Origin of the sequence: Terrisporobacter glycolicus ATCC 14880 = DSM 1288 (assembly GCF_036812735.1) — a bacterium.
Taxonomy (GTDB): domain Bacteria; phylum Bacillota; class Clostridia; order Peptostreptococcales; family Peptostreptococcaceae; genus Terrisporobacter; species Terrisporobacter glycolicus.
The window spans coordinates 3,505,506-3,530,298 of the sequence record NZ_CP117523.1 but is presented as its reverse complement, the minus strand read 5'-3'; the positions used below and the strand labels follow the sequence as shown (position 1 = coordinate 3,530,298).

At 26.9% G+C, this 24,793-nt stretch carries 15 protein-coding genes and 1 riboswitch; of the genes, 13 read left to right on the top strand and 2 right to left on the bottom strand.

Annotated features, from left to right (window positions below):
• Positions 1 to 85: 85 nt before the first annotated feature.
• From TEGL_RS17220 to ytvI, 10 genes are all read left to right on the top strand, one after another.
• On the top strand, positions 86 to 355 hold the full coding sequence (locus TEGL_RS17220; protein ID WP_018591715.1) for a hypothetical protein: 270 nt from the start codon (positions 86 to 88) through the stop codon (positions 353 to 355).
• Positions 356 to 529: 174 nt separating this feature from the next.
• Positions 530 to 2,425 carry a hypothetical protein gene (locus tag TEGL_RS17215; RefSeq protein ID WP_018591714.1) on the top strand — a complete coding sequence of 632 codons (1,896 nt, stop codon included), beginning with the start codon at positions 530 to 532 and terminating at the stop codon, positions 2,423 to 2,425.
• Complete coding sequence (locus TEGL_RS17210; RefSeq protein ID WP_018591713.1) at positions 2,418 to 4,613, top strand: ATP-dependent helicase; 2,196 nt, start codon at positions 2,418 to 2,420, stop codon at positions 4,611 to 4,613. Before TEGL_RS17215 ends, TEGL_RS17210 begins: the two co-directional genes overlap by 8 nt.
• A gap of 4 nt (positions 4,614 to 4,617) precedes the next feature.
• On the top strand, positions 4,618 to 5,376 hold the full coding sequence (locus TEGL_RS17205) for a PD-(D/E)XK nuclease family protein (RefSeq protein ID WP_018591712.1): 759 nt from the start codon (positions 4,618 to 4,620) through the stop codon (positions 5,374 to 5,376).
• A complete protein-coding gene (gene addB, locus TEGL_RS17200; protein ID WP_018591711.1) occupies positions 5,366 to 8,827 on the top strand; it encodes a helicase-exonuclease AddAB subunit AddB in 3,462 nt (1,153 codons plus the stop codon). The genes TEGL_RS17205 and addB overlap by 11 nt, the downstream gene beginning before the upstream one ends.
• The gene (gene addA / locus TEGL_RS17195; protein ID WP_018591710.1) at positions 8,827 to 12,612 is read left to right on the top strand and encodes a helicase-exonuclease AddAB subunit AddA; all 3,786 of its coding nucleotides are present in this window, start codon (positions 8,827 to 8,829) and stop codon (positions 12,610 to 12,612) included. Before addB ends, addA begins: the two co-directional genes overlap by 1 nt.
• An 18-nt stretch (positions 12,613 to 12,630) precedes the next feature.
• Entirely contained in the window at positions 12,631 to 13,842 is a 1,212-nt protein-coding gene (locus TEGL_RS17190; protein WP_018591709.1) for an exonuclease SbcCD subunit D, read from the top strand.
• Entirely contained in the window at positions 13,829 to 17,359 is a 3,531-nt protein-coding gene (locus tag TEGL_RS17185) for an SbcC/MukB-like Walker B domain-containing protein (protein WP_018591708.1), read from the top strand. Before TEGL_RS17190 ends, TEGL_RS17185 begins: the two co-directional genes overlap by 14 nt.
• 495 nt (positions 17,360 to 17,854) lie before the next feature.
• Complete coding sequence (locus TEGL_RS17180; RefSeq protein WP_033316525.1) at positions 17,855 to 19,108, top strand: HlyC/CorC family transporter; 1,254 nt, start codon at positions 17,855 to 17,857, stop codon at positions 19,106 to 19,108.
• 106 nt (positions 19,109 to 19,214) lie between these two features.
• Positions 19,215 to 20,282: a sporulation integral membrane protein YtvI gene (gene ytvI / locus TEGL_RS17175; RefSeq protein ID WP_018591706.1), complete on the top strand. Its 1,068-nt coding sequence runs from the start codon at positions 19,215 to 19,217 to the stop codon at positions 20,280 to 20,282.
• Positions 20,283 to 20,327: 45 nt separating this feature from the next.
• Here ytvI and yfcE read toward each other — a convergent pair whose 3' ends face one another.
• Together yfcE and TEGL_RS17165 are read right to left on the bottom strand one after the other, a co-directional pair.
• The gene (yfcE, locus tag TEGL_RS17170; RefSeq protein ID WP_018591705.1) at positions 20,328 to 20,930 is read right to left on the bottom strand and encodes a phosphodiesterase; all 603 of its coding nucleotides are present in this window, start codon (positions 20,928 to 20,930) and stop codon (positions 20,328 to 20,330) included.
• Between the two features lie 18 nt (positions 20,931 to 20,948).
• Positions 20,949 to 21,749 carry an NAD(+)/NADH kinase gene (locus tag TEGL_RS17165; protein WP_018591704.1) on the bottom strand — a complete coding sequence of 267 codons (801 nt, stop codon included), beginning with the start codon at positions 21,747 to 21,749 and terminating at the stop codon, positions 20,949 to 20,951.
• A 231-nt stretch (positions 21,750 to 21,980) separates the two neighbouring features.
• Here TEGL_RS17165 and TEGL_RS17160 point away from each other — a divergent pair, with 231 nt between their 5' ends.
• The 3 genes from TEGL_RS17160 (at position 21,981) to TEGL_RS17150 (ending at position 24,535) form a co-directional block, all read left to right on the top strand.
• Entirely contained in the window at positions 21,981 to 22,478 is a 498-nt protein-coding gene (locus TEGL_RS17160; RefSeq protein ID WP_018591703.1) for a YbaK/EbsC family protein, read from the top strand.
• A 114-nt stretch (positions 22,479 to 22,592) separates the two neighbouring features.
• Entirely contained in the window at positions 22,593 to 23,498 is a 906-nt protein-coding gene (locus TEGL_RS17155; RefSeq protein ID WP_018591702.1) for an RluA family pseudouridine synthase, read from the top strand.
• 23 nt (positions 23,499 to 23,521) lie between these two features.
• Positions 23,522 to 24,535, top strand: a complete 1,014-nt coding sequence (locus tag TEGL_RS17150; RefSeq protein ID WP_018591701.1) for a nucleoid-associated protein — start codon at positions 23,522 to 23,524, stop codon at positions 24,533 to 24,535.
• Positions 24,536 to 24,604: 69 nt separating this feature from the next.
• A riboswitch (cobalamin riboswitch) is annotated at positions 24,605 to 24,780 on the top strand.
• Positions 24,781 to 24,793: the final 13 nt, after the last annotated feature.

Below are 24,793 nucleotides of genomic sequence, written 5' to 3'. Positions count from 1 at the left end.
TAATTTCTTAGAAATATATATCTACCTGAAAAAATCTGCTACTATATATGCAAGCAAGAATAGTAAAAAATATGGAGGGTACATTATGGATACAATTGAAATTGTAAGAACTGTAGTGGGGGTATTTTTTATTTTATTTGGACTAGGTACATATGCATATGATAAAAGACATCATATGAAATATTCAGAGTTTAGATATAGTCCAATAGATTGGTTAATTTGTATGCTTACTGGTGTTTTAGCAGGTGCAATTACTGTTAGAAGAGGTATTATATTTGTTATAGCAGCAATAATATTATGGATAGTGGTTAAGGTAGTGATAGTAAAATTAGATGAAAAAAAAGAACAAAATTAAACAAAGTATGTAATAGAAAAAGTCTATGTTTTAATTATTATATTAGAACATAGACTTTTTTATTTTTTGATATGCAAAGAATATAAATTTACTTTGCTAAGTTGAGTAAAAAAATAGAAAATATTATATAATTATAGATAGATAAAAATGAAATCTTTAGAAAAAGGTGATTAGATGAAATATTTATTCCAAGAAGTAGATTTAAACAAAAAGAAAGAAAAAATAATTAATATATATGAAAACATAATAAAAGAAAATAATTATAGATCAAAAGATATGCTTTTTTTAGTACCAAATGGAATTACTAAATTAAGTTATATGAGAACAATAAATCTTCCCTTTAGTGAAGAATTAAGAATTACCACATACAGTCACTTTGTACAAAGGGAGTTAATAAAATACTGGCCAATAATAGAAAATAATTGTGACAAAATAAAAGTAAACAAAATAAGCCCCTCTTTTATCTCCCAAAGCTTAAGTGAGTATATTATTACGAAATATATAAATAAGACAAGAGAAGAAGAAAATTATTTTGAAGATATAGTGGGTACAAATAAAAGTATATGTAGAAATATATTAGATAATCTAAGTAAAAGTTGCTTTAATAATATAGATATTAACAATATAGGAGAGAAAATATATAATTCTAAGAAAAATAGAAATGATTTAAATAGATATTCTTATAGTCAAATGCAGGAAGTTGTAGATTTTTATATGGAAACCTTGTTATCAAATGGAATAATTGATAATTCTATAGCTGTATATTTATACAATAATTATTTATTAAATAATGAAGATTATAGAAAAAGATTGAAAAAAGAATATAGATATTTAATTGTAGACAGTTTGGAAAATGCAAGTGTTAGTGAATGTGATTTTATTGGTGAGCTTTTAAATGAGGTAGAGTGTGGATATATTTTTTATGATAAAAGTAAAGACTACTCTTCATTTAAAAATGTGGATATATCCTATATAGAAGAAAACATAGTAAAAGAGTATTTTAAAAAAGAATTATATGATCTAGAAACAGTAAGTATTAAATCTTTGTATAAAGAAAATCAAAGTATAAAACTGGAAGAGGGGTATCATCTATATGATGAAATGATAGAAGGTGTAACAGAAAAACTTTTACAATTAATGAAGGAAGGTAAAAATCTAAGAGACATTGTTATAATTTCACCTATAAATAACTCTATTTTAGATTACAAAATATGTAATAAATTAAAGTATAAGAAGATAAAAGTAGCTAATACCAAACTAGATAATAAAATTATTGATCATCCTTATGCCAACGCTTTAGTTGTGGCCACTTGTATTTTCTATAATTTGCAATATTTAATAAAAGAAGAGGAGTACATAAATTTTATAGAAGTATTATTTGATATAAATAAGATAAGAGCTATAAAAATGTTTAACAAAAGACATGAAAATCAACAATATAAAAGTTTAATTGAATATATTAAAAACAAAGAAAAAGATAATTTGAGGATAAGTGAGTTTTTATTACAATTTTATATAGAAAAAATGCTTCACCTTAAAGATGGTAAGAAAAATGTTGACTTTTGCAAGGAGATTATAAAACAAGGGGATATTTTTAGTGAAATACTAGAGGAATTAAATATAGAAGAAAAAGAAAAATATGAAGTATTTGTAAGGTGTTTAAAAGATAATATAAATGATTATTATGTATCTGCAGATATCGAAGATATGAAAAATAGTGATAAAGTAATTATTACAACGCCTTACACATATATAAGTGCAAATATAAATAGAAAGATACAATTATGGGTAGATGTAGGAAGTAATGCTTGGAATATGAAAATAGAAAAAGACATTGCAAATCCATTAGTTCTTAGAAAATCTTTCAATGAAAAAGAAATTTATAGTGATGAAATGGAAGATAGAAACAAAAAATACTATCTATATAATTTAATCTATAACTTGCTATTAAATAGTGAGAAAATATATGCTTTTAAAAGTGAGTATAGTGTAAATGGATTTATGCAGGAAAGTATGCTATATAGTCTTTTATTAAAGCTTTTGAATAAAGGAGAAATAACTAATGGATAAGATAAATTACAGAGAGGACCAGCTTCCTATAATTAAGTATGAAGGTGGAAAAATGGCAGTTCCTGCAGTGCCAGGGGCTGGTAAAACTTTTATAGTTACAAATTTAGTAGCAAAACTTTTGGAAGAAAATAGACAGGGTAAAGGAAAGATACTTATTTTAACTTATATGAATAGTGCAGTGAACAACTTTAAGGTTAGAATAAAGAAAATTCTTGAAGATGAAAATATAGAAGATAAAAATTCTTATGAAGTAATGACCATACACTCTTTGGCTGTAAAAATTATAAAAGAAAAGCCAGAGATAGTTATGTTAAATGAAGACTTTAATATAGCTGATGATTTGCAAAAAACTATGATTCTTGGTGACTGTATTAATAATTTCAAGTTAAATGGGGGAGAAAAAGCATTTAGATTTTTTGTGAAAGAGCAAAAAGATCAAATGTGGGCAGATAGACAGTTAGAGGCTTGGGATAAGGGGTTTTATGATTTAGTTCAAAATACCATAAGTGAACTTAAGTACAAAGATATTACTCCACAAAAATTAAATGAATATATGAAAGAAAATCGTAGGGGTGTTTTAAAAATAATTCTTCCTATCTATACTGAGTATGAAAAAAAATTAAAAGTCAATGGATTATTAGACTATGATGATATGTTGATTTTGGCATATAAAGCCTTAAGTATTGATGAAGATTTAAAAAGAAAATATCAAAATAAATACCAATATGTATTTGAAGATGAGTGTCAGGATTCAAATGAAATTCAAGGAAAGATAATAGGACTTATTTGTGAAGAGCATAATAATCTTGTAAGAGTTGGGGATATAAATCAAAGTATAACAGGAACTTTTTCTTCATCAGACCCAAAGTTTTTTAAAAATTTCATAGAAAACAGTGACTGTTGTTTTAGGATGGATATGTCAAATAGAAGCTCAAAAGACGTAATAAATCTTGCCAATGAATTAGTAAGATATGTAACTCAAAATTTACAGCCAGAGTGTAAGGATGCTTTGGAAGATATGGATATTAAAACAGTTCCTAAAAATAGAGGGTATAAAGAAAATCCTCAGCCGGATAGATATCAAATTAGCTATAAATATTATGAAACTTTTGATAATGAAATAGAGAATACTGTAAAGTTTGTGAGAAATATTAATAAAAAATACCCAGATAAAAGTATAGGAATATTAGTTCCATATAATGATCATGTAAATTTAGTTGCAAAAGAACTTATAAAAGAAGATTTGGAATTTGAAGAGTTGGGACCTAATTCTCTTAGAAAAAGAAGAGTAATAGATAATATTGCATTAGTAATAGATTTTATACTCAATTGTGACGACAAAGAAAAATTAATAGAAGTATTAGATAAAGTTTATATAAAAACCGATAATAAAGAAGGAAAAAAAGATTTTATACAATTATTAAGAGAAGAACATTTAACTGTGGAAAATCTATTATATGATGATGAATGCTCAAAAGATATAATAATAGACACAGATAGTGATTTATACCAAAGTTTTTTATATGGAATACAAAATTTGAAAAATATTATAGAATATCCTTTAACTAGAATAGATAAGTTGATTCTTTTCATTGGAGACAGAATGATAATTGAAAAAGAGGAAAGAGCAATAGTAGATTATTTGGCTTTTTATGTTAAGTATTTAGTAGCAGAAAACAACAGTATAAATCTACAACAAATATATAACTTGCTAAGTGACAGGAAAAACAGAGTTTTTAGTTATATAATAGAGGTTGTTAGTGAAATCAATGGATACGAGCCATTACCTGGAAGTATAACTGTGTGCAATTATCACAAATCAAAGGGGTTAGAGTGGGATTGTGTATTTTTATTGGGAATGACAGAGTTTAATTTCCCGGACAATATTTACCAAAAATTTCAATGTGATAAGTGGTATTTAAAAGAAAAATATAAAAATCCAGAAGCAAATATAAAAGCAGAAATAGATTTTCTCTTAAATGGTGAAGTAACTAAAAATTACTCAAAAGAAATTAAAGAAAGTCTAATTAAAGAAAAAATAAGACTTCTATATGTAGGAATAACAAGAGCAAAAGAGATGCTAATTTTGTCTGCCAGTGCAAAAAATTCTTCTACAGATAAGAAAAAACAAAATCCATCTATGTATTTGAATATATTAAAATGTATTATAGATAAAAAAGGAGAATGATTAAATGAATGATAAATTAAAATATTTTACATATAGTCAAAACTCTCTAAATACTTATAAATCATGTCCTTCTAAGTTTAAATATAAATATATAGATAATATAAATTGGAAACATGATGATTTAGGAAGTAGGGAATATTATGACAGCTTAAAATATGGAAGAGATTTTCACTTATTGTGCGAAAGATATTTCTCTAATATTCCCATAGGAAAATGTGAAGATAAAAATTTTAATAAATGGATAAATAAAATAAAAGATCTGTTGCCAATTGAAGAAGGTAATATATATTTGCCAGAATATGAAATGAATTTAAATTTAAATGGACGAAAAGTTGTGGCAAAAGTTGACTTAGTTATAATAGAGAAGGATAAAATAAATCTTTGGGATTGGAAAACTGAGAACCAGGAAATTACATATAAAAATGCACTTAATAGAATGCAAAGTATGGTTTATATGTTTTTAGCTGAAGAGATAATAAGAAAAAACTTTTATTCAAATTATAAAATTGAGAATATAAGTATGAATTATTATCAGCCAGCATTAGAAAATAAACCAGTGACTATAAAATACGATGATAAACTTCATGAAGAAAATAAAATGAAGATTTTAAATATTATTGATAATATAGAAAATGAAGATTTTAATAATGAAAAAAATATAAATAAAAATATAAACCACTGTAAATACTGTGAGTTTAATAAGCTTTGTAACAGTGAAGCTGTAAATTATGAAATTTTGGAGGAAGACATTTATGGGTCTTAGATTTGTATTAGGTAGAGGTGGAATAGGAAAAACAACCTTTATGCTAAATGAAATAAAAAAAAGAGTACAAGACAACGAAACTAGTCCTGTAATTCTTTTAGTTCCAGAACAATATTCATTTGAGATGGAAAAAAATATGTCTAAACTTTTCCAAGGAGAGGAAAAGGACAAATATTTAAGAAGTAGAGTGCTAAGTTTTAAAACCATGAGTAGCATAGTATTCTCCAAGGTGGGGGGGCTTACTGATGTTAATATTAACTCCAGTGGAAAGGCTATGATTATATACAAATCCATAGATAAAATTAGTAATGACCTTAAAGTTTATGGAAGGTCTTCTACACAGTCTGGTTTTGTAGGATCTATAACAGATATTATATCTGAGTTAAAGCAATATAATGTATCACCAGATGTTTTAGAAAATATAGCAGGAGAAATAGAAAATGAAACTTTAAGATATAAGTTGATGGATATTGCTAAGATTTATGGAGAATTTGAAAAAAATCTACATGAAAATTACGTGGATTCTCAAGATTTATTAACATCTTTAGGTTCAAAATTACAACAATGTGATTACTTTAAAGATGCTTACATTTATATAGATGAATTTACTGGTTTTACACCAAATCAGTACAGTATTTTAAAAGAATTATTAAAACAAGCTAAAGAAGTTTATATTTCCTTAACTATAGATTCTTTAACTCAATTTACATATTCAAAAAATGATGCCTTCTCAAGAACAAAATATACTTATGAAAAGCTATATAAAATTGCGGCAGAAGAAGGTGTAAAAATTCATACTAACATAAATTTAAATAATGAAAATGTAAAAAGATTTAATGGGAATGAAGAATTGCAACATTTAGAAGCTTTTTATCATGCATATCCTTATAGAAAATATGAAAAAGAAACTGAGCATATAAAAATTAAAGAATTTAATAATTTATATGATGAAGTAGAACAAGTGGCAAAGGATATAGTTCATTTAGTTAGAGAGCAAAAAGCAAGATATAAAGATATAACTGTGGCAACAAGAGATTTAAATAGATATGATTTTTTAGTGCGTTCAATTTTTAAGGAATATGAAATTCCAAACTTTATAGACTCAAAAAGAGAGGCAAAGAGTAATCCTATTATAGTCTTAATTCTTTCTGCATTAGAAATGAGAAACAGAAGGTATTCTTATGAGACAATGTTTAGATATTTGAAAAGTGGACTTATAGGTGTAAGTGATGAAGATATAAGTTTACTTGAAAATTATGTACTTCAAAACGGAATTACAGGTAAAAAGTGGTTTGAAGAAAAATGGGAGTATAAAGTTAATCAAAATTATTTGGCAGAAGAAAGTGAATTTGATTTGGAGCAAAAAGAAAGAATCAATGAAACTAGAAATCAAATATTAGAACCGATTATAAAACTGCAAAATAAGCTGGATAAGAAAAATAAAACTGTCAAAGAAATATGTACTTATGTGTATGAGTTTTTATTGGATATTAATATAGAAGAAACTTTAGAAAAATTAATTAACAACTTCAATGAAAAAGGCGATTTGGAAATTGCTAAAGAATACTCACAAGTTTGGCAAATAGTAGTAGATATACTTGATCAAATGGTAGAGTTAATGGGTGATGAAAAAATATCTTTGGATAAATTTATGAAGGTAATAAGTTTAGGATTTGATGAGTATGAGTTAGGACTTGTGCCTCCAAGTATGGACCAAGTTTTAGTAAGTTCTGTGGACAGAATGAAAAACTCAAACACAAAACATCTTTATTTAATAGGAACTACTGATGGTATATTCCCACTGATTTCAAAGGAAAGTGGGCTTTTAAGTGATAAAGACAGAAATTCTTTAGGTGAAAAAGGAATAGAAGTTGATATAGATAGTAAGACAAAGACTTATGAAGAGCAATTTTTAGTTTATAAGGCATTAACTTATACGAGTGAAAACTTAACAATAAGTTATCCCATATCAGATCATGAAGGGAAGACTCTAAGACCTTCTATAATTATATCTAGACTTAAAAAGATATTCCCTAATATTAACATAAAAAGTTATGTGCTGAAAGGTCTGGATAATTCTACGGATACAGCTTTAGACAATATAACAGTAAAAGCACCTACTTTTAATGAGCTAATTAATGCTATTAAGGAATTTGAAATTAGAGGAGATATTAATGAAGTTTATCTAGATTTATATAGATATTTCTTAGGTGACGAAGAATATAAGAATAAGTTGGAAAAAGTAGTAAGCGGACTAAGCTATACCAACCAAGTGGAAAAAGTAGAAAGAGAAAAAATTAAACAATTATATGAAAATAAAAACTTAAGTATTTCCAAGCTAGAAAGATATGCTCAGTGTCCATTCTCATATTTTATTCAATATGGGTTAAAAGCACAGGAAAGAAAAGAATATTCTTTTACAGCACCAGACCTAGGTTCATTTATACATAATATACTTGATATTTTCTCTAAATCTTTAAACAAAGATAAATTAAATTGGCATGAAATAGATGAAGACTATATTAGAAGTAGAGTATCTATTATTGTAGATGAAATGATAAGCAAAATACCTGGGTTTATCTTAAATTCTTCTGAAAGATACAAGTATTTGGCATATAGATTGAAAAAGATGCTAGTTTCAGCAATTAGTATTATTTCTATGCAAATAAAACAAGGAAACTTTGAACCTGTTGACTACGAAGTTAGTTTTAGGAAAAATGGGAAATACCCACCTATAAAATTAGTATTAAATGATGGCCAAGAAGTAACTTTAGTAGGTCAAATAGATAGAATAGATGAGTTGGAAAAAGATGATAGCAAATATATTCGTATTATAGATTATAAATCTGGAGATAAATCTATTAACTTAACAGAAGTTTATTATGGATTACAATTGCAGTTATTAGTTTATTTAGACGCAATTATAGACAGTGATAGACATAAAAAATCAAACTTAAAACCAGCAGCTATTCTTTATAACAGAATAGATAACCCTATTGTAAGAAGCAACGAAGACCAAAAGGATGCTGTAATAAATGAAGAAATATTAAAAAAACTTAGAATGAACGGATTGGTGTTAAAAGATGTAGACATTATCGGAGAAATGGATATGTCTCTTAAAGAAGGAGAGCGAAAAACATCTTTAGTTATACCAGCTAATTTTGACAAAAATGGAAATATAGGTAGATATACCAAAGGAGTTACAGAGCCAGAGTTTGATATATTAAGAGCATATGTAAAACACGAAGTAAAAGACCTTTGTGAAAGAATGGTAGGAGGAGATATAAGCATAATTCCATGTAAAAATAAAAATGGGACATCTTGTGATTTCTGTACTTATTCATCAATTTGCCAGTTTGATCCATCAATAAAAGGAAATACGTATACAATTCTTAATGATAAAAGCGATGAAGAAGTAATAAAACTAATGGAGAAGGAGGTTAAGAAATAGTGAGCTCACCAAAATGGACTGATGAACAACAAGCAGTAATAGATAGTAGAGATTGCAATCTACTAGTAGCAGCAGCTGCTGGCTCGGGAAAAACAGCAGTATTAGTTGAAAGAATAATACAAATAATAACGAATAAAGAAAAACCTGTAGACATAGATAGCTTACTAGTAGTTACCTTTACCAATGCAGCAGCAGCGGAAATGAGAGAAAGAATTGGAGATGCTATAGGTAAGGCATTGGAGAAAAATCCAGAAGATAGCCATTTACAAAATCAGCTAGTGCTTTTAAATAAAGCTAGTATAACGACAATACATTCCTTTTGTTTGGAGGTTATTAAATCAAACTTCCATAAAATCGATCTAGACCCTAATTTTAGAATAGGTGACGAAACAGAATGTAGTATTTTAAAGTTAGAAACAATAGAAGAAATTTTTGAAGAGTTTTATGAAGAAAAAGAAGATGATTTTTATAAATTAGTGGAGAGCTACAGTGAAAAGAGAGGAGATACTAACTTACAACAAATGGTACTTAGTATTTATTCTTTTGTAATGTCTTCACCTTATCCAATGAAATGGTTAGAAGACAGTGTAAATGACTTTAATATAGATGATAATTTTGATTTTTCCACATCAAAGTGGGCAAAAATTATTTTAGATACTATAAAAATTCAAATTAATGGTATAGTTAAAAACTTTGATAAAGCACTAGAAATGGTGGAAGGTATTGAAGAATTAGAAACTTTTGCCGATAAATTAAAAATAGAGTATAAAATGATAAAAAGATTACTGGATAGTTGTGAAGAAAATTGGGAAGAGGCATATAGAGCGGCTATTTCTTTGGAATTTGAAAATTATGCAAAAGGAGTAAAAAGAATTCCTAAGGGAGCAGAGGAATATATAAAAGATGCTAAAGATAAAGCTAAAAAAATTAGAGATGATGCAAAAAAATCTTTAGAGTCTATACAAAGTTCCACGTTTAACAAAAATATTTCTGATTTAAACAAAGAAATAAAAATGTTATATCCTGTAGTAGGTTCTTTAAGTAAAATACTTAAAAGTTTTATTGAGTTATATAGTGAAAGAAAAAGAGAAAAAGGTATAATCGACTTTAATGATATTGAACATTTTGCTCTAGACATATTAATAAAAAAAGATGAAAATGGAGAATTTTTAGAAGATGAGCATGGTAAAGCTATAGGAAGTGATATAGCTCTAGAGTACAGAGATAAGTTTTATGAAATATTTATAGATGAGTACCAAGATTCAAACTTTGTACAAGAAGTTTTACTTTCAACTATAGCAAAAACTAAAACCCAAAATAGATTTATGGTTGGAGATGTTAAGCAAAGTATTTATAGATTTAGACAAGCTAAGCCAGAAATTTTCTTAGACAAATATGCTACTTATGGTACGAAAAAAGGTGAAAAAAATAGAAAAATAATGCTTTATAAAAACTTTAGAAGTAGAAAAGAAGTTATAGACAGCTGTAACTATGTATTTGAAAATATTATGAGTAAAAACATAGGTGAAATTGAATATACAGAAGAAGAGGCATTAAACTTAGGAGCTTCTTTTAAAGAAAACCTAGAAGAAAAAGTAATTGTGGGAGGACCTACAGAAATTCATCTAATGGAAAAAGCTCAAAAAACTACTGAAGAAAACCAAAATGAAGAAGAACAACCAGAAGAAGAGTTAGATAATATACAATTGGAAGCTCGTATGGTTGGGAAAATAATCAAAAATTTAATGTTGCCAGATGAAGAAGGAAATATACATAAAGTATATGATAAAAAGTTAGATGATTATAGAGTGGTAGATTTTAAAGACATAGTGATTTTACTTAGAGCAACATCTGCGTGGGCTCCAGTATTTGCCGATGAATTAATAAATATGGGAATACCTACTTATGCAGATACGGGAATGGGATACTTTGATACTATAGAAATTAAAACTGTAATGGCATTTTTAAGAATAATAGATAATCCAATGCAAGATATACCTTTACTATCTGTTTTAAAATCACCAATACTTCCTTGTACTTCATTTACACCAGAAGATTTTATAGATATTAGATTGGAAAACAACAATACAAACCTTTATGAATGTATAAGATTAATTAGTGAAAGTGAAGATGATGGAAAGAAGGAAATAAGAGAAAAATGTAGAAGTTTTTTAAGAGAATTAAAAGAATATAAAGAAAAATCTTTGTATATGAGTACAGATGAGTTTTTATGGCATTTATACATGAAAAGTGGATATTATGCTTATGTAGGAGCACTTCCAAGTGGAAGTCAAAGGCAAGCTAACTTAAAGATTTTATTTGAAAGAGCAAAGCAGTTTGAAGAAACAAGTTTTAAAGGAATCTTCAATTTTATAAACTTTATAAATAAAATAAAAAAATCCAACTCAGATATGGGAAGTGCCAAAACTCTTGGTGAAAATGCCAATGTTGTAAGAATAATGTCTATACATAAAAGTAAAGGACTAGAGTTCCCAATAGTATTCTGCTCTGCCATGAGCAAAAACTTCAACACAATGGACTTTAAAAAGGATATGTTATATCACTATGAATTAGGTTTCGGGCCACAGCTTGTAGATATAGATAGACGTATTTCTTATCCAAGTATTGCAAAAGAGGCTTTAAAATATAAGATGAACTTGGAAAATCTTTCAGAAGAAATGAGAATTTTATATGTTGCTTTAACAAGAGCAAAAGAAAAACTTATATTAACTGGTGCTGTAAAAGATATTCCAGGAACACTACATAAGTGGGGCAAAAACTTAGATGGTGATAATCCAGTTTCTCAGTATGATGTGTTAAAAGCTAGAAATTATCTAGATTGGATTATGCCTTCTGTATTAAAACATAAAGACTTTAAGGAAATAAGAAAAGCCTATGATATAGAAACTTTATCACAATCTAATCATGACTCTAAATGGTCTTTAGACACATGGGAAAAAGAAGATGTAATAGTTGAAGAAAAAGAAGAAGAAACTAATATAGAAACATTACTAAAAGAAATGGAAGAAAAAAGTACTGAAGCTGATTATAAGGAGGAAATAAGTGAAAAGTTAAATTACTTATATCCTTACAAAGAAAGTGTAAAAGTTTCTGCCAGTATATCTGTATCAGAAATCAAAAAAATGCAAAGTATTCATGAAGAAGATTATTCACAACCTTTGTATGAAGAAAAAATAACTTTAAAAAGACCATTATTTATTCAAGAAAGTGAAGCAAAGAATAAAATAAGCCCTCAGGAAAGGGGTACAATAGTCCATCTAGTTATGGAAGTTCTTGATTTAGATAAAATAAATACGATAGATGAAATAAAAACTCAAATTAAAGATTTAATTAAAAGAGAAATAATAAGTGAAAAACAATCACTAGTTATTAATCCTTTTAAAATATATAAATTCTTCAAATCTAATATAGGAAAAAGAGCATTATCATCGCATTTAATAAAAAGAGAGCAAAGTATTTATTCTCAGATAAAAATGAACGATATTTATTTAAATAATGAAGATATTCAAAATAATAGGGCAACCTATGAAGAGGAGAGTCTAATGCTTAGAGGTATAATTGACTTATACTTTGAGGAAGAAGATGAAATAGTAATATTAGACTATAAAACAGACTATATAGATGAAGATAACAAACAAGATGTAATAAATAGATATGAAAAACAGTTAGACTTATATGCAGAGGCTTTAAATAAGCTTACGGGTAAAAAAGTTAAAGAAAAGTATTTATATCTATTTAATATAGATGAAGAAATTAAATTATAAAAAATTAAAGGAGGAGCCATGAAATTTATTCATACATCAGATTGGCATATAGGTAAAAATTTGGAAGGCCATTCAAGATTAGAGGAACAAGAAAAGTTCTGCAACGATTTTATAAAAATTGTTGAAGAAAACAACATAGATATGGTTATTATTGCTGGAGATGTGTATGATACTTCAAATCCTCCAGCCGGGGCAGAAACCTTATTTTATAAAACAGTTAGTAGATTAGCTGATGATGGAAATAGATGTGTACTAATTATAGCAGGTAATCATGATAATCCAGAAAGATTATCTGCTGTATCACCTCTTGCAAAAGAGCAAGGAATTATAATTTTAGGATATCCATTAAGCAGTGCAACTGAGGAAAAATATAAAGGTTATGAAATAGTGAAAGCCAGTGAGGGATGTTTAAAATTAAACATTAAGGGAGAGAAAGTAACTGTAATTACATTGCCTTATCCAAGTGAGAAAAGATTAAATGATGCAATGAAAGATGTGGAGAGTGAAGAAGAACTACAAAGAACATACTCTAACAAAATAGGTGATATCTTCAGAAATTTAGAAGAAAACTTTGAAGAAGATAGCATAAACATAGCTGTATCTCATTTATTTGTATGTGGAGGTGATCCATCTGACTCAGAAAGACAAATACAACTAGGAGGAAGTCTTGTAGTTGATAAGCGTGATTTACCACAAAAATCTCAATATACTGCTTTAGGACATTTACATAAGCCACAAAAAGCATCTGAAAGATTAAATGTATATTATTCAGGATCACCACTACAATATAGCGTAAAAGAGAGAATTTATGCTAAAGGAGCAAATATAGTAGAAATACATGCAAATGAAGAACCTTCAATAGAAACTATATACTTTAATAATTATAAGCCTATTGAGGTTTTCAAATGTGATGGCATAGAAGAAGCTTTAAAAGTATGCGAAGAAAATAAAGACAGAGACATATGGTCTTACTTTGAAATAAAAACAGATGAAGTTATAAGTCAAGAACATATAAAGAAAATGAAATCTTATTTAAGAGATATTATTGAGATAAAACCAATTATTACCTCTGAATATGAGGCGGAAGAAATCGACTTAAAGGAAAAATCTATGGCCCAATTATTTAGCGATTTTTACAAATTCAAAGAAAAATGTGAGCCAAGGGGAGAGCTTATGGACTTATTCTTAAACATAGTAAGCGAAGAGGGTGAAGACGATGAGACCAATTAAATTAGAACTAACGGGGTTAAATAGTTATACTGATAAGCAAACCATAGATTTTGAAAAGCTAACATCAAGAGGATTGTTTGGTATTTTTGGTAATACGGGAAGTGGTAAATCTACTATATTAGATGCCATAACTATAGCTTTGTATGGAGATATTTCTAGAGATACTACTGATTATATAAATTCTAGCTGTGAAAAAGCAATTGTAAATTATGAATTTGAGATAGGAAGTAAAAATAACAGAAAAAGATATTTTGTTGAAAGAACTATAAAAAATACACCAGCAGGAGGTACTAAAACTTCCAGGGTGCTTTTAGGAGAAATAAAAGACAACGAAGATATAAACGTACTTGCTGACAAGGTTGGAGAAGTAAAAAGTAAAATTCAAGATATTATAGGATTAACTTCTGATGATTTTACAAGATCTGTAGTTTTACCTCAAGGTAAGTTTAGTGAGTTTTTAAAACTACAAGATAGAGATAGAAGAAAAATGCTTGAAAGAATATTTAATCTTGAAAAATATGGTGAAAAGCTTTCAACTAAGGTTAAGATAAGAAGAAATACGTCAAAAGAAGATTTAACCAGTTTAAATGGTAAACTTAGTCAACATGAAGGGATTACAGAAGAATTATACGAGGAAATTAAAGAAGAACTTTTACAAGCTAAGAATCTAGAAAAAATTAAAAATGAAGACTTATTAAAAGCTGAAAAAGAATTTGAAGAAAATAAAATAATATTCGAAGATCAAAAATCTTTACAAAAACATATAGATAGAAAATTACAAATAGATTTAAAAGAAAAAGAAATTAATATAAAAAGAGAAGCAATTGAAAGAAGTGAAAGAGGAGAAACTATTATTCCTCATATAAATGACATAAAAATATTAGAAAAAGATATATATGAAAACTCTAATGAAGTTGAAAAATTAGAAGGAATTATAATTAATATTAAAAAAGAAATAGATTTATTATCCATTCGATATGAAGAAGCAAAGAAAGCTAAAAATGAAAAGATACCTTTATTAATTGAAGAAAAAAGTAAACTTCAAAGAGGAATAGATTTAGAAGAGAAAATAGAAGTTTTAAATAATGATATTAAAGAGTTAAAAAAAGAAATTGATATAGATAATAAGGAAAAAGAAGGTTTAGAAAAACTAATAATTGATTTACAAAATCAAGTTGATAATAAATATAAAAAAATTCAATACAATAATAAAAATATTGAATCTTTAAGTATAAGTACAGAGTTAAAAGAAAATATATTTGAAGCTTATAATAAAGAAGAAGATTTAAAAAAATTAAGTGTGGAAAAAGAAGAAAATAATAAATTATTAAAAGATGTAAGTAAAAGAATAGAAGATTTGAAGTTTAAAAATATTGATGTGGAAAAGAATAAATCATCAGTAAATGAAAAACTAAAAAAACTTTTAGATCATCAGGAAACTTTAAATAGAAATTGTCCTGGAGATAACAAGATAGTATCAAGTGAAAAAGAATATCTACATAATTTAAAATCAAGATTGGAAAATACAAAGGATTATGAAAAACAAATTAATTCTATTAAAGATGATTTAAACAAGAATGAAAAAAGTAAATTTGAAAATCAAAGATATTTAAATGAATGTAGTGAAAAATTACAAAGAATAAATAAAACTATAGAAGATTTAAAAGAGGAACAAGAAAGCCTAATATATAAAAATATGGCAGCTTATTTAAGAGAAGAATTAAAAGAAAACGAACCTTGTCCTGTTTGTGGATCTACTCATCATGAAAAAATTTATGTTAACGCCAATTTAGAAGAAGCCAAACTAATTGAAGAGAAAATTAAAAAATTAGAAGAGGAGTACAATAAAGAAAAACAAAATTATGATGAACTAGCTTTGAAGAATACAGAAATTAATTCATTTGAAAGTATAAAAAGAAAAACTTTAAGCGAGTTATCAGTGAAATTAGGAGACTATAATTCTTCTTCATTGGAAAAAGAAATAGAAATAAAACAAAAGGAACTAAAAATACTAGAAGAAAAAGTATTATCTTGGGAAGAAGATAAAAACAAGACAGTTGAAGAAACATACAAGATAAAAGATTTAAAATATGATGTGGAAAAAGAAGAAGTTAAAATAAAGGAAAATTTAAATTTAGATAGGAAATTAAGTACTGAATTAAAAGAAAAAATGGATAACTTAAATAAAAAGTATGATAATCTTAATTTAGAATACTTAGGATTAAAATCTAAAGTTAAATTTAATGATTTAGGATCTAAGGTAAAAGAAATTGGAGAAAATGAAAAGAAAATTGAAAAGTTAAATAAGGAAATGTCGATTCTAAATAAAGAAAAAGAAACTTTAGATAAGGAACTTAAGGAAAAAGACAGCTTATTTAATGAGATCGACAAGAAACTTTCTAATTTGATTCAACTTAGAGATACTAAATATAAAGAATTAAAAAACAAAGAAGAAGAGTTGAACAAAATAGCTAAGGGTGTTTCACCAGCAAAACTATTAGAATCTACTATAAAAAATATTGATAGAATAGCAAATAATGAAAAGGAACTACATGAAGAGTTAGTTAATAAGAAACATGATTTTGATGAAAATACAAAATTAAAAAGTAGTAAAGATGGTATTTTATCTCAGGCTAAAAAACACTTAGAAAGTAAAAATCAAACATTAACAACATTATTAATAGACAATAAATTTGACTGCGTTAATTCTGTGGAAAAATCTATTTTACCAAGAGAAGAAAAAGATAAATACAAAGGTGAAATAGAATATTTTGATGAAGAGACTAAATACTTAATAGTAAAAATATCTGATTTAAATAAAAAATTAAAAGGAAGAAATATAAAAGCTGAAGACTTTGAAAATCTTCATATCTCAATTAATTCATTAAAAAATGAGATAGCTAATTTAAGAAAAAATATTGGTTCAAAGGAAAATGAGCTTAAAAATATTGAAAAATCTTTATTATCAATAAAAGAATTAACTAAAGAAGTTAAAAAAGTTGAACATGAATTATCTTTATTAGATGAAATAAATAAATTAATAATGGGAAATAAGTTTGTAGAATATGTTGCAACGAATCAACTTAAATATATTGCATTAGAAGCATCAAAAAGATTAGGTTCTATAACTAGAGGTAGATATGCACTAGAAATAGATGAAAATCTAAACTTTATAATGAGAGATAATATGAATGGTGGACAAAGAAGAAGTGTTGATTCACTATCAGGAGGAGAGACATTCTTAACATCATTGTCTTTAGCGCTTGCATTATCATCTCAAATACAATTAAAAGGAAGTAGTCCTTTGGAGTTCTTCTTCTTAGACGAAGGTTTTGGATCTTTAGATGTAGAATTACTAGATGTAGTTATGGAGTCCTTAGAAAATCTTCATAATGATCAACTAAGTATAGGTATAATTTCACATGTGGAGGAGCTAAAAAATAGAGTACCAGTAAAACTATTGGTTAGTCCATGTGATGTAGGCAAAGGATCTAGAGTGAAAATAGAATATAGTTAGATTAAAGCCGGCCTTAAAGGGTCGGTTTTTTCATATTAAAAAAAGGAGGCACCTACTGGGGGAATAGTAGATGCCTTAAAAAATATATACTTATTAGGGGGAGAGATATATAATTTCCGCTCTCATATATAATTCTTTCCGTTTTTTAGAATTTTATACATTTTTTTACGAAGCTCAGAAATAAATATCAACAAAGGAGTAACAACAAAATATTATTGTTGTAAGAAAGACTCTGTATTAGCCTTTCTTAATTTTAATATATGTAAATATTCATAAAATGACACAAAATGATAAAAAAAACTTTTTTTTTCAGGATAATTTTTTAAAAGTATTTTTCTTATTGATTTATTTATTATAAGTTTAAATTAATAAGGGACAAAATGGATATAATATTTACAATGGCGCTTTAATAAAATTAATTAATTTAAAATGATGTTAAATTATGCTATAATACTTAATAATATAAAATATATATATGTAGGAGAGTGGTAAAGGTTGGATAGCTCGACCGGTAGTTTGGTTCAAATAGTTTTATTAGTAATTTTATTAATAGGGTCAGGATTTTTCTCTGCATCTGAGACAGCATTAATGTCGCTTAGCAGAATAAAAATAAGACATATGGAAGAAGATGGAGTTAGAGGAGCAAAATTAGTAGGTTCTTTAATAGAGAATTCTAATAGATTGCTTACATCCATATTAATAGGAAATAACATAGTTAATATAGCAGCAACATCTATATCTACTTCATTATTTATAAGTATATGGGGAACACAAGGTGTGGCAGCAGCAACAGCATTGATGACTGTATTAGTATTAGTTTTTGGAGAAATAACACCCAAAACTATATCGGCTAGTACTCCTGAAAAAGTAGCATTAATGGTTGCAAAACCAATTAAATTTTTTATGATAATATTAAAGCCAGTAGTAGCAGTATTTAATGTTATTACAAAAATAATATTTAAACTTCTTGGCGTAGATGATCATGGTGTAAGACCATTTATTACAGAAGAAGAGTTAAAAACCATGGTGAATGTAAGTCATGAAGAAGGTTTATTAGAAATGGAAGAAAGAGAAATAATCAATAATGTTTTTGAATTTGGTGATATGCAAGCAAAAGAAGCTATGGTTCAAAGACTAGACATTGTAGCTATTGATGCAGAAGATAGTTATGAAGAAATAATTGAATTATTTAAAACAGAAAAGTTAAGTAGAATGCCTGTATATGAAGAGACAATTGACGATATTATAGGTATATTAAATATAAAAGATGTAATATTCTTAAATGATGAAGAAATAGCTAATTTTGATATAAAACAATATATTAGAGATCCTTTCTTTACTTATGAATTTAAGAAAATTACGCAACTTCTTGAAGAAATGAAAAAAGACAAAAGTCAAATGGCCATTGTAGTAGATGAATATGGCGGTACAGCAGGTTTAATAACAATAGAAGATTTAGTAGAAGTTATAGTCGGAGACATAGAAGATGAATTTGACGAGGAAGAAGATGAAATAGAAGTAATTAGTTCTAATGAGTTCCTTGTTGAAGGAAGTACTAAAATTAGCGACGTAAATGAAGTTTTAAATATTAACTTAGAATCTGATGAATTTGACTCTATAGGAGGATATATTATAGGATATATCAAACACATACCAGAAGAAAATGAACTTATAGAAGTAGATAGAGTTAAATTTAATATAGAGTCAGTAGACAAAAACAGAATAAAGAAAATCAGAATAATGTTATAGCAAATAAAGCACTGTTTTAAACAGTGTTTTATTTGTATTTTAAAATAAGACGAGTTTTGTATATAAAGATTATATTGAGCATATAATCAAGATAGAGAAGGGAATGATGTGTGTGTCTGTACTAAATAGATCCTTTTTATATAAGTTAAAAAATAATGTAATATTTTTTGTTATATATTTACTACTATTTTTATTAGTTGTAAAAACTTTTGGATATATAGCTCCGTTCTTTATAGCAGGTTTGTTAGCGGTTATTATAAACCCTATATCTGAAAAGTTAAAAAGAAAATTTAAAGTAAATAAAGGAATATCAACTTTGTTTTTAAGTTTATTAGGTGTTGGATTAGTTATATTCTTAGCTTCATTTTTACTAGTCAAAGGAAGCCAACAGTTAGTTTCATTTTTAAATAACATAGATAGCAATAGCTATTCATATTTGGGAACAATGATAAATGATTGGGTAAGCAACCTAGATAAATATGTGAACTATTTTCAGGGAATATCTAACAACAGTATAGACATTCAAAGTTTAGTAGCAAACTATGGGAAGAACCTTGCGGATATAGCTAAGACAATGTTAGCCAAGATAATAGATTTAGCAACATCTCTTCCCACAGTAGTACTTATAATAATAACATTATTTATGTCTACATATTTTATAGCTAAAGATTTTGATAAAATAGAGAATTCTTTTTTAAATATTTTTACAGATGACACAAAAGTAAAAGTACGTAGGGTAAAAAATGAAATAATGTCTTCAATAAAAGGGTACATAAAAGCATATACAATTTTAATGAGTATTACATTTTTAGTTATATGGATAAGTTTCTCAATATTTAAGATTCCTTATGGATTACCTTTGGCCATAATAGGCGCTTTACTAGATTTAATACCTTTCTTAGGTATAATTGTAATATTTGTTCCAGTTATAATTTATTACTTTGTTATAGAAAACTATTTTATTTCTATAGGAATAGCAATAGTATTTATAGGATTATCAATACTTAGACAAATATTAGAGCCAAAGTTAGTATCTGTAAATGTTGGAATAAGTCCATTGCTTACAATAATAGCAATATTTGTGGGTATACAAGTAGCAGGAATATTAGGAATAATATTCTTCTTAGGGTTATTAGTTATGCATGATATATTAGAAAAAGTAGATATACTATAAGAAAAGGCTAACTGAAAAGTTAGCCTTTTTTATTAATTATAATTTTTATTTGCAATCACATCCGTCTTCGCAATCACAATTATCAATTTCAATTATTTCTTTTGTATTTATATCTATTAGATTAATTTCTAATTCAAATTCATCTTCAATATTGTCATCATTTAATATTTCTATTGTTGCTACAGAATGTGTACCATCTTTTGGTATAGCAGTACTACCAGGATTTAGAATTATAATATCTCTATCTACAGATAATTCTTTTACGTGAGTATGACCTTGAATAAGTATATCTACACCTAATTCTCTAGCTTTATTTATTATATCTTCTCTTGATGATTGATATCCATGATCCATAAGTACACTAATATTGTCTATTTTTTTATGTACAAAAGGAGATTCAATTGGATGATTTATAACCATTTGATCTACATCAGCATCACAGTTACCTCTAACTATTGTAATATTATCTAGTTTATTTACTATTTCTATTACAGCTTTCGGGTTATATCCTTCAGGAAGATCATTTCTAGGACCGTGGTATAATACATCACCAAGATGAAGTAATATGTCACAGTCTGACAATGTATCCAATGCTTTTTCTAAATAAGGTAAACTTCCATGAGTGTCACTAAGTACTCCAATTTTCATATTCTTTCCTCCTATAATTTATAAGAATTTCTCACACACCCTACTCCAGAACTCATAATTTGATGTTCTAAGGAGCTTGATTTTTCTATCTGATATGGAAAGACTTATATTATCTATTTCATTAAAATTATACTCTAAACCATCTACCACGACTAGGGTAGAATTTTCAAACTCACATTCCGGAGATACATTAACAACGGAATCATGTGAACATATAATGCTTGATGTGAAACATCTATAGGCATTTGTGTTTATTGGTGATATGGGTGCAACTTGAATAACGTTTAAACTTGTGTCAACAATGCTACCACCTACGGCATAATTATAAGCAGTAGAACCAGCAGATGTTGATATTATTAAACCATCTCCACTAAAGTTTTGTACACGCTTATTGTTTATATCTAATTTTAGATGAATAGTTCTAGATTTATCCCCCTTAACAACAGCTTCATTTATGCCAAAAATATTAAAACAGCCATGGCTAGTGGAAACTTTAGTTTGAAGAAGAGGCAACTCTTGAGTTACATAATCTTCTTGCAAATAAGATTGAATAAAAGCATCTATATCCTTTGGAGTTATATCTGGAAAAAAACCTAAATGGCCAGTATTAATTCCTACTAAAGGTATGCTTGGAATATTATAATCTCGAATAGTTTGTAAAAAGCAGCCATCTCCACCTATAGATATTATTAATTCTGCTTTAGGATTATATTCATAGTCAACGTCAAATCCAACTTTAATTAATTTTTTATGTAAGATATCTCTAGTATCAAGAGATTTTTGTACTTTATTAGAATTTATTGTTATGATTCTCCCCATTGTTCCACCTCATTTATAAGTTGTATTATATCAAATATATGTAAATTTAGGAAATATTCTTTGTTATATAAAAACATGTTGTAATGTAAATATTTATACAAAAATAGATAAAAACCTCTATTTATTTTAATAATTTCAAAAATAGGGAATTTTCTTCTTTAAATAACTTTATATGATATACTTATTTTGGGAATAATTATAAGGAAATGCTGTAAATGGAGGTGTAAAATTATGTCGGTAGAAAAAGTTAGAGAATTTTTAAAAGAGTATAATAAAGATAATGATATTATGGAGCATGAGTTATCTTCAGCAACAGTTGAATTGGCAGCAGAGGCAGTGGGAGTTATTCCTGCTAGAATTGCAAAGACACTTTCCTTCAAAAATAAAGAAGGTGACAATGCCATATTAATTGTAACAGCTGGTGATGCTAAAATTGACAATAAGAAATTTAAAAGTGAATTTGGACATAAAGCTAAAATGTTGACACCAGAGGAAGTATTAGAATACATAGGCCATGGTATAGGCGGTGTATGTCCGTTTGCCATTAAAAATGATCAAGTAAAAGTATACTTAGATCTTTCCATGAAGAGGTTTGATACAATTTTCCCAGCAGCAGGAAGTAGCAATTCATCTATAGAATTAACTTGTGATGAGCTAGAAAGATTTTCTCATTCAGAGAAGTGGATAGATGTTTGCAAAGGATATGAAGAAATGGAAGAAGTGAAATAAATTTTATTAAATATTTAAAATCACACAAATTATGGTGTGATTTTTTTCTTTTACTTATATAAATATATGAAATTATGGTAAGATAAATAATATTAAATAAAAGTAGGTGAATACATGTTTAGAAAAGAAGATCAAAAATATAATGTTATTTCATACATAAATGAAGATGAAAATTTAACTTTAAAAGAAGTATTGTTGGATAAGCTAAACTTTTCAGTAAGATCATTATCAAAAATGAAAAGATATAAAACTGTAAAAGTAAATAATAAATATGTTAGGCCAGCAGATAAAATAAACAAAGGTGATTTAATTGAAGTCAAAATTGATGAAGATATGGCAGATTTTAAGCCACAAGATTTAAAGTTACCTATTTTATATGATGATTTTGATATAATAATGTTAAATAAACCACCATTTATGGTAGTTCATCCAACAAAGAGTCACTTCGAAAATACTATTGCCAATGGTGTGACACATTATGTTTTGGGAAAAAATGAAAATGTAAAAATAAGATTTGTAAATAGACTTGATATGAACACATCAGGCTTAGTTATTGTGGCGAAAAATCCTTATGCTCAATTTGTTTTATCCTCAGATATGAAAGAAGATAAAGTTGAGAAAATGTATATAGCTGTAGTAAAAGGTGTGGTTAAAGAAGATTTTGGTACTATAAATGAGCCAATATATAGACCTACTGATGATAGTATAAAGAGGATTGTTCATGAAGATGGACAGCCATCAGTAACACATTTTGAAGTATTACAAAGATTAAATGATGCTACAGTTTTAAAACTAAAACTAGAAACAGGAAGAACACATCAAATACGAGTTCACCTAAATCACATAGGTCATGGAATAATAGGTGATGAGTTATATGGGCATGTGGATGAAAAATTAATTAATAGACAAGCTTTACATGCTTTCAGTTTAAAGTTAAAGCAACCAAGAACTAGAGAAGATTTAGAGTTTAAGGCACCACTTCCAAAAGATATGGAAGAATTAATAGAAAAATTAAAATAAAAAATTCATGGAGGTTATTAGATATGGTTATACATAAGTATATTATTCATGTTCTTGATAGAAATAGTGAAAGCCCAATATTAAACGATTTTGAAGGAAAAAACAATATAGAGGTAGATAAGTTTTTCGAAAAAATAATTAATAGAGCAATAAAAGATGACGATTTAAGAAAGGCAGTATTTAAGGATTATAATGATAATATAATAAAAAATTGTTGTGAGCAAATAATCTACGATGATGACACTTTCGTCCATAATTCAAAAGAAATAGCTTCTTATTTATTTGATATAATGAAAAAATATGAAGATATAGACTCATGTGACTTGGCAATGTGTTTATATAGTGTGAAAGATGAAAAATATGTGGGAATAGTAAAATTAGATTATAAGAAACTATACACTCACTCTATAGAATTATTAGATGAAAAATTCAACATACAAATAATAAGTAATGAAATAGGGATTCCAGATACAGGAAGACAAAAACAATGTGCATTAGTTGGAATTAATGGAATAAATGATGAATTCCACTTAAGATTATTAGACAAAGATTCAGAAAAAGAAGAAGATCCAGAAAAAAAATCTAGATTTATAACTGAATTTTTAAATGCGGAGAAAGTTACAGATGATAAGTTTAATACAAAAACTTTTAAAACTACTGCAGACAACTGGATAACAAATGCCATGGGTAATAATATTAAAAAAGCAGAAGATGTTAGAAGTTTATTAAACTACACTTTAAAGGAAAAAGAAGAAGTAGATATAGAACAATTTGTGGAAAAATCAATAGATGATGACAATTTAAAAGAAAGTTTCAAAGAGTTAATGGTTGACAGGGGAATTGAAACTAATTTTAATATAGACAAAAAATGGGTTGAGAAAAAACTTAAAAAAAGAAGCATAAAAACAGACAATGGATTTGATATAAAAGGAAATCTTGTGGATTTTGAAGATCCTATGAAATATAGTGTTAGACAAAATGAAGATGGCACAGTTGATATAATAATAAAAAATGTAAGTTTCTATGAAGAAAAATAATTAAAATATTAATATTAGTTTTTAAACTTATAAAAACTAACTTTGAATATGCTACAATATATTCAGAAACAATTTTATATAAATTTAGGTTCTTAAAGATTAATAGGGAAAGAGGTGAAATTCCTCTACAGCCCCCGTTACTGTAATGTGGACGAAACTCAAAATACCACTGTGATTAAAACCATGGGAAGGTGAGGAGTAGGTTGATACTAAGTCAGGAAACCTGCCTAAATTAAAAAGTAAATTTCTTCGGGGTGA

Excerpts from the sequence above, each read along its gene's own strand:
- TEGL_RS17150 (WP_018591701.1), top strand. The coding sequence starts at position 23,522 with ATGGTTATACATAAGTATATTATTCATGTTCTTGATAGAAATAGTGAA.
- TEGL_RS17210 (WP_018591713.1), top strand. The coding sequence starts at position 2,418 with ATGGATAAGATAAATTACAGAGAGGACCAGCTTCCTATAATTAAGTAT.
- ytvI (WP_018591706.1), top strand. The coding sequence starts at position 19,215 with ATGTGTGTGTCTGTACTAAATAGATCCTTTTTATATAAGTTAAAAAAT.
- TEGL_RS17185 (WP_018591708.1), top strand. The coding sequence starts at position 13,829 with ATGAGACCAATTAAATTAGAACTAACGGGGTTAAATAGTTATACTGAT.
- TEGL_RS17220 (WP_018591715.1), top strand. The coding sequence starts at position 86 with ATGGATACAATTGAAATTGTAAGAACTGTAGTGGGGGTATTTTTTATT.
- TEGL_RS17190 (WP_018591709.1), top strand. The coding sequence starts at position 12,631 with ATGAAATTTATTCATACATCAGATTGGCATATAGGTAAAAATTTGGAA.
- yfcE (WP_018591705.1), bottom strand. The coding sequence starts at position 20,930 with ATGAAAATTGGAGTACTTAGTGACACTCATGGAAGTTTACCTTATTTA.
- TEGL_RS17165 (WP_018591704.1), bottom strand. The coding sequence starts at position 21,749 with ATGGGGAGAATCATAACAATAAATTCTAATAAAGTACAAAAATCTCTT.
- TEGL_RS17155 (WP_018591702.1), top strand. The coding sequence starts at position 22,593 with ATGTTTAGAAAAGAAGATCAAAAATATAATGTTATTTCATACATAAAT.
- TEGL_RS17215 (WP_018591714.1), top strand. The coding sequence starts at position 530 with ATGAAATATTTATTCCAAGAAGTAGATTTAAACAAAAAGAAAGAAAAA.
- TEGL_RS17205 (WP_018591712.1), top strand. The coding sequence starts at position 4,618 with ATGAATGATAAATTAAAATATTTTACATATAGTCAAAACTCTCTAAAT.
- TEGL_RS17160 (WP_018591703.1), top strand. The coding sequence starts at position 21,981 with ATGTCGGTAGAAAAAGTTAGAGAATTTTTAAAAGAGTATAATAAAGAT.
- addB (WP_018591711.1), top strand. The coding sequence starts at position 5,366 with ATGGGTCTTAGATTTGTATTAGGTAGAGGTGGAATAGGAAAAACAACC.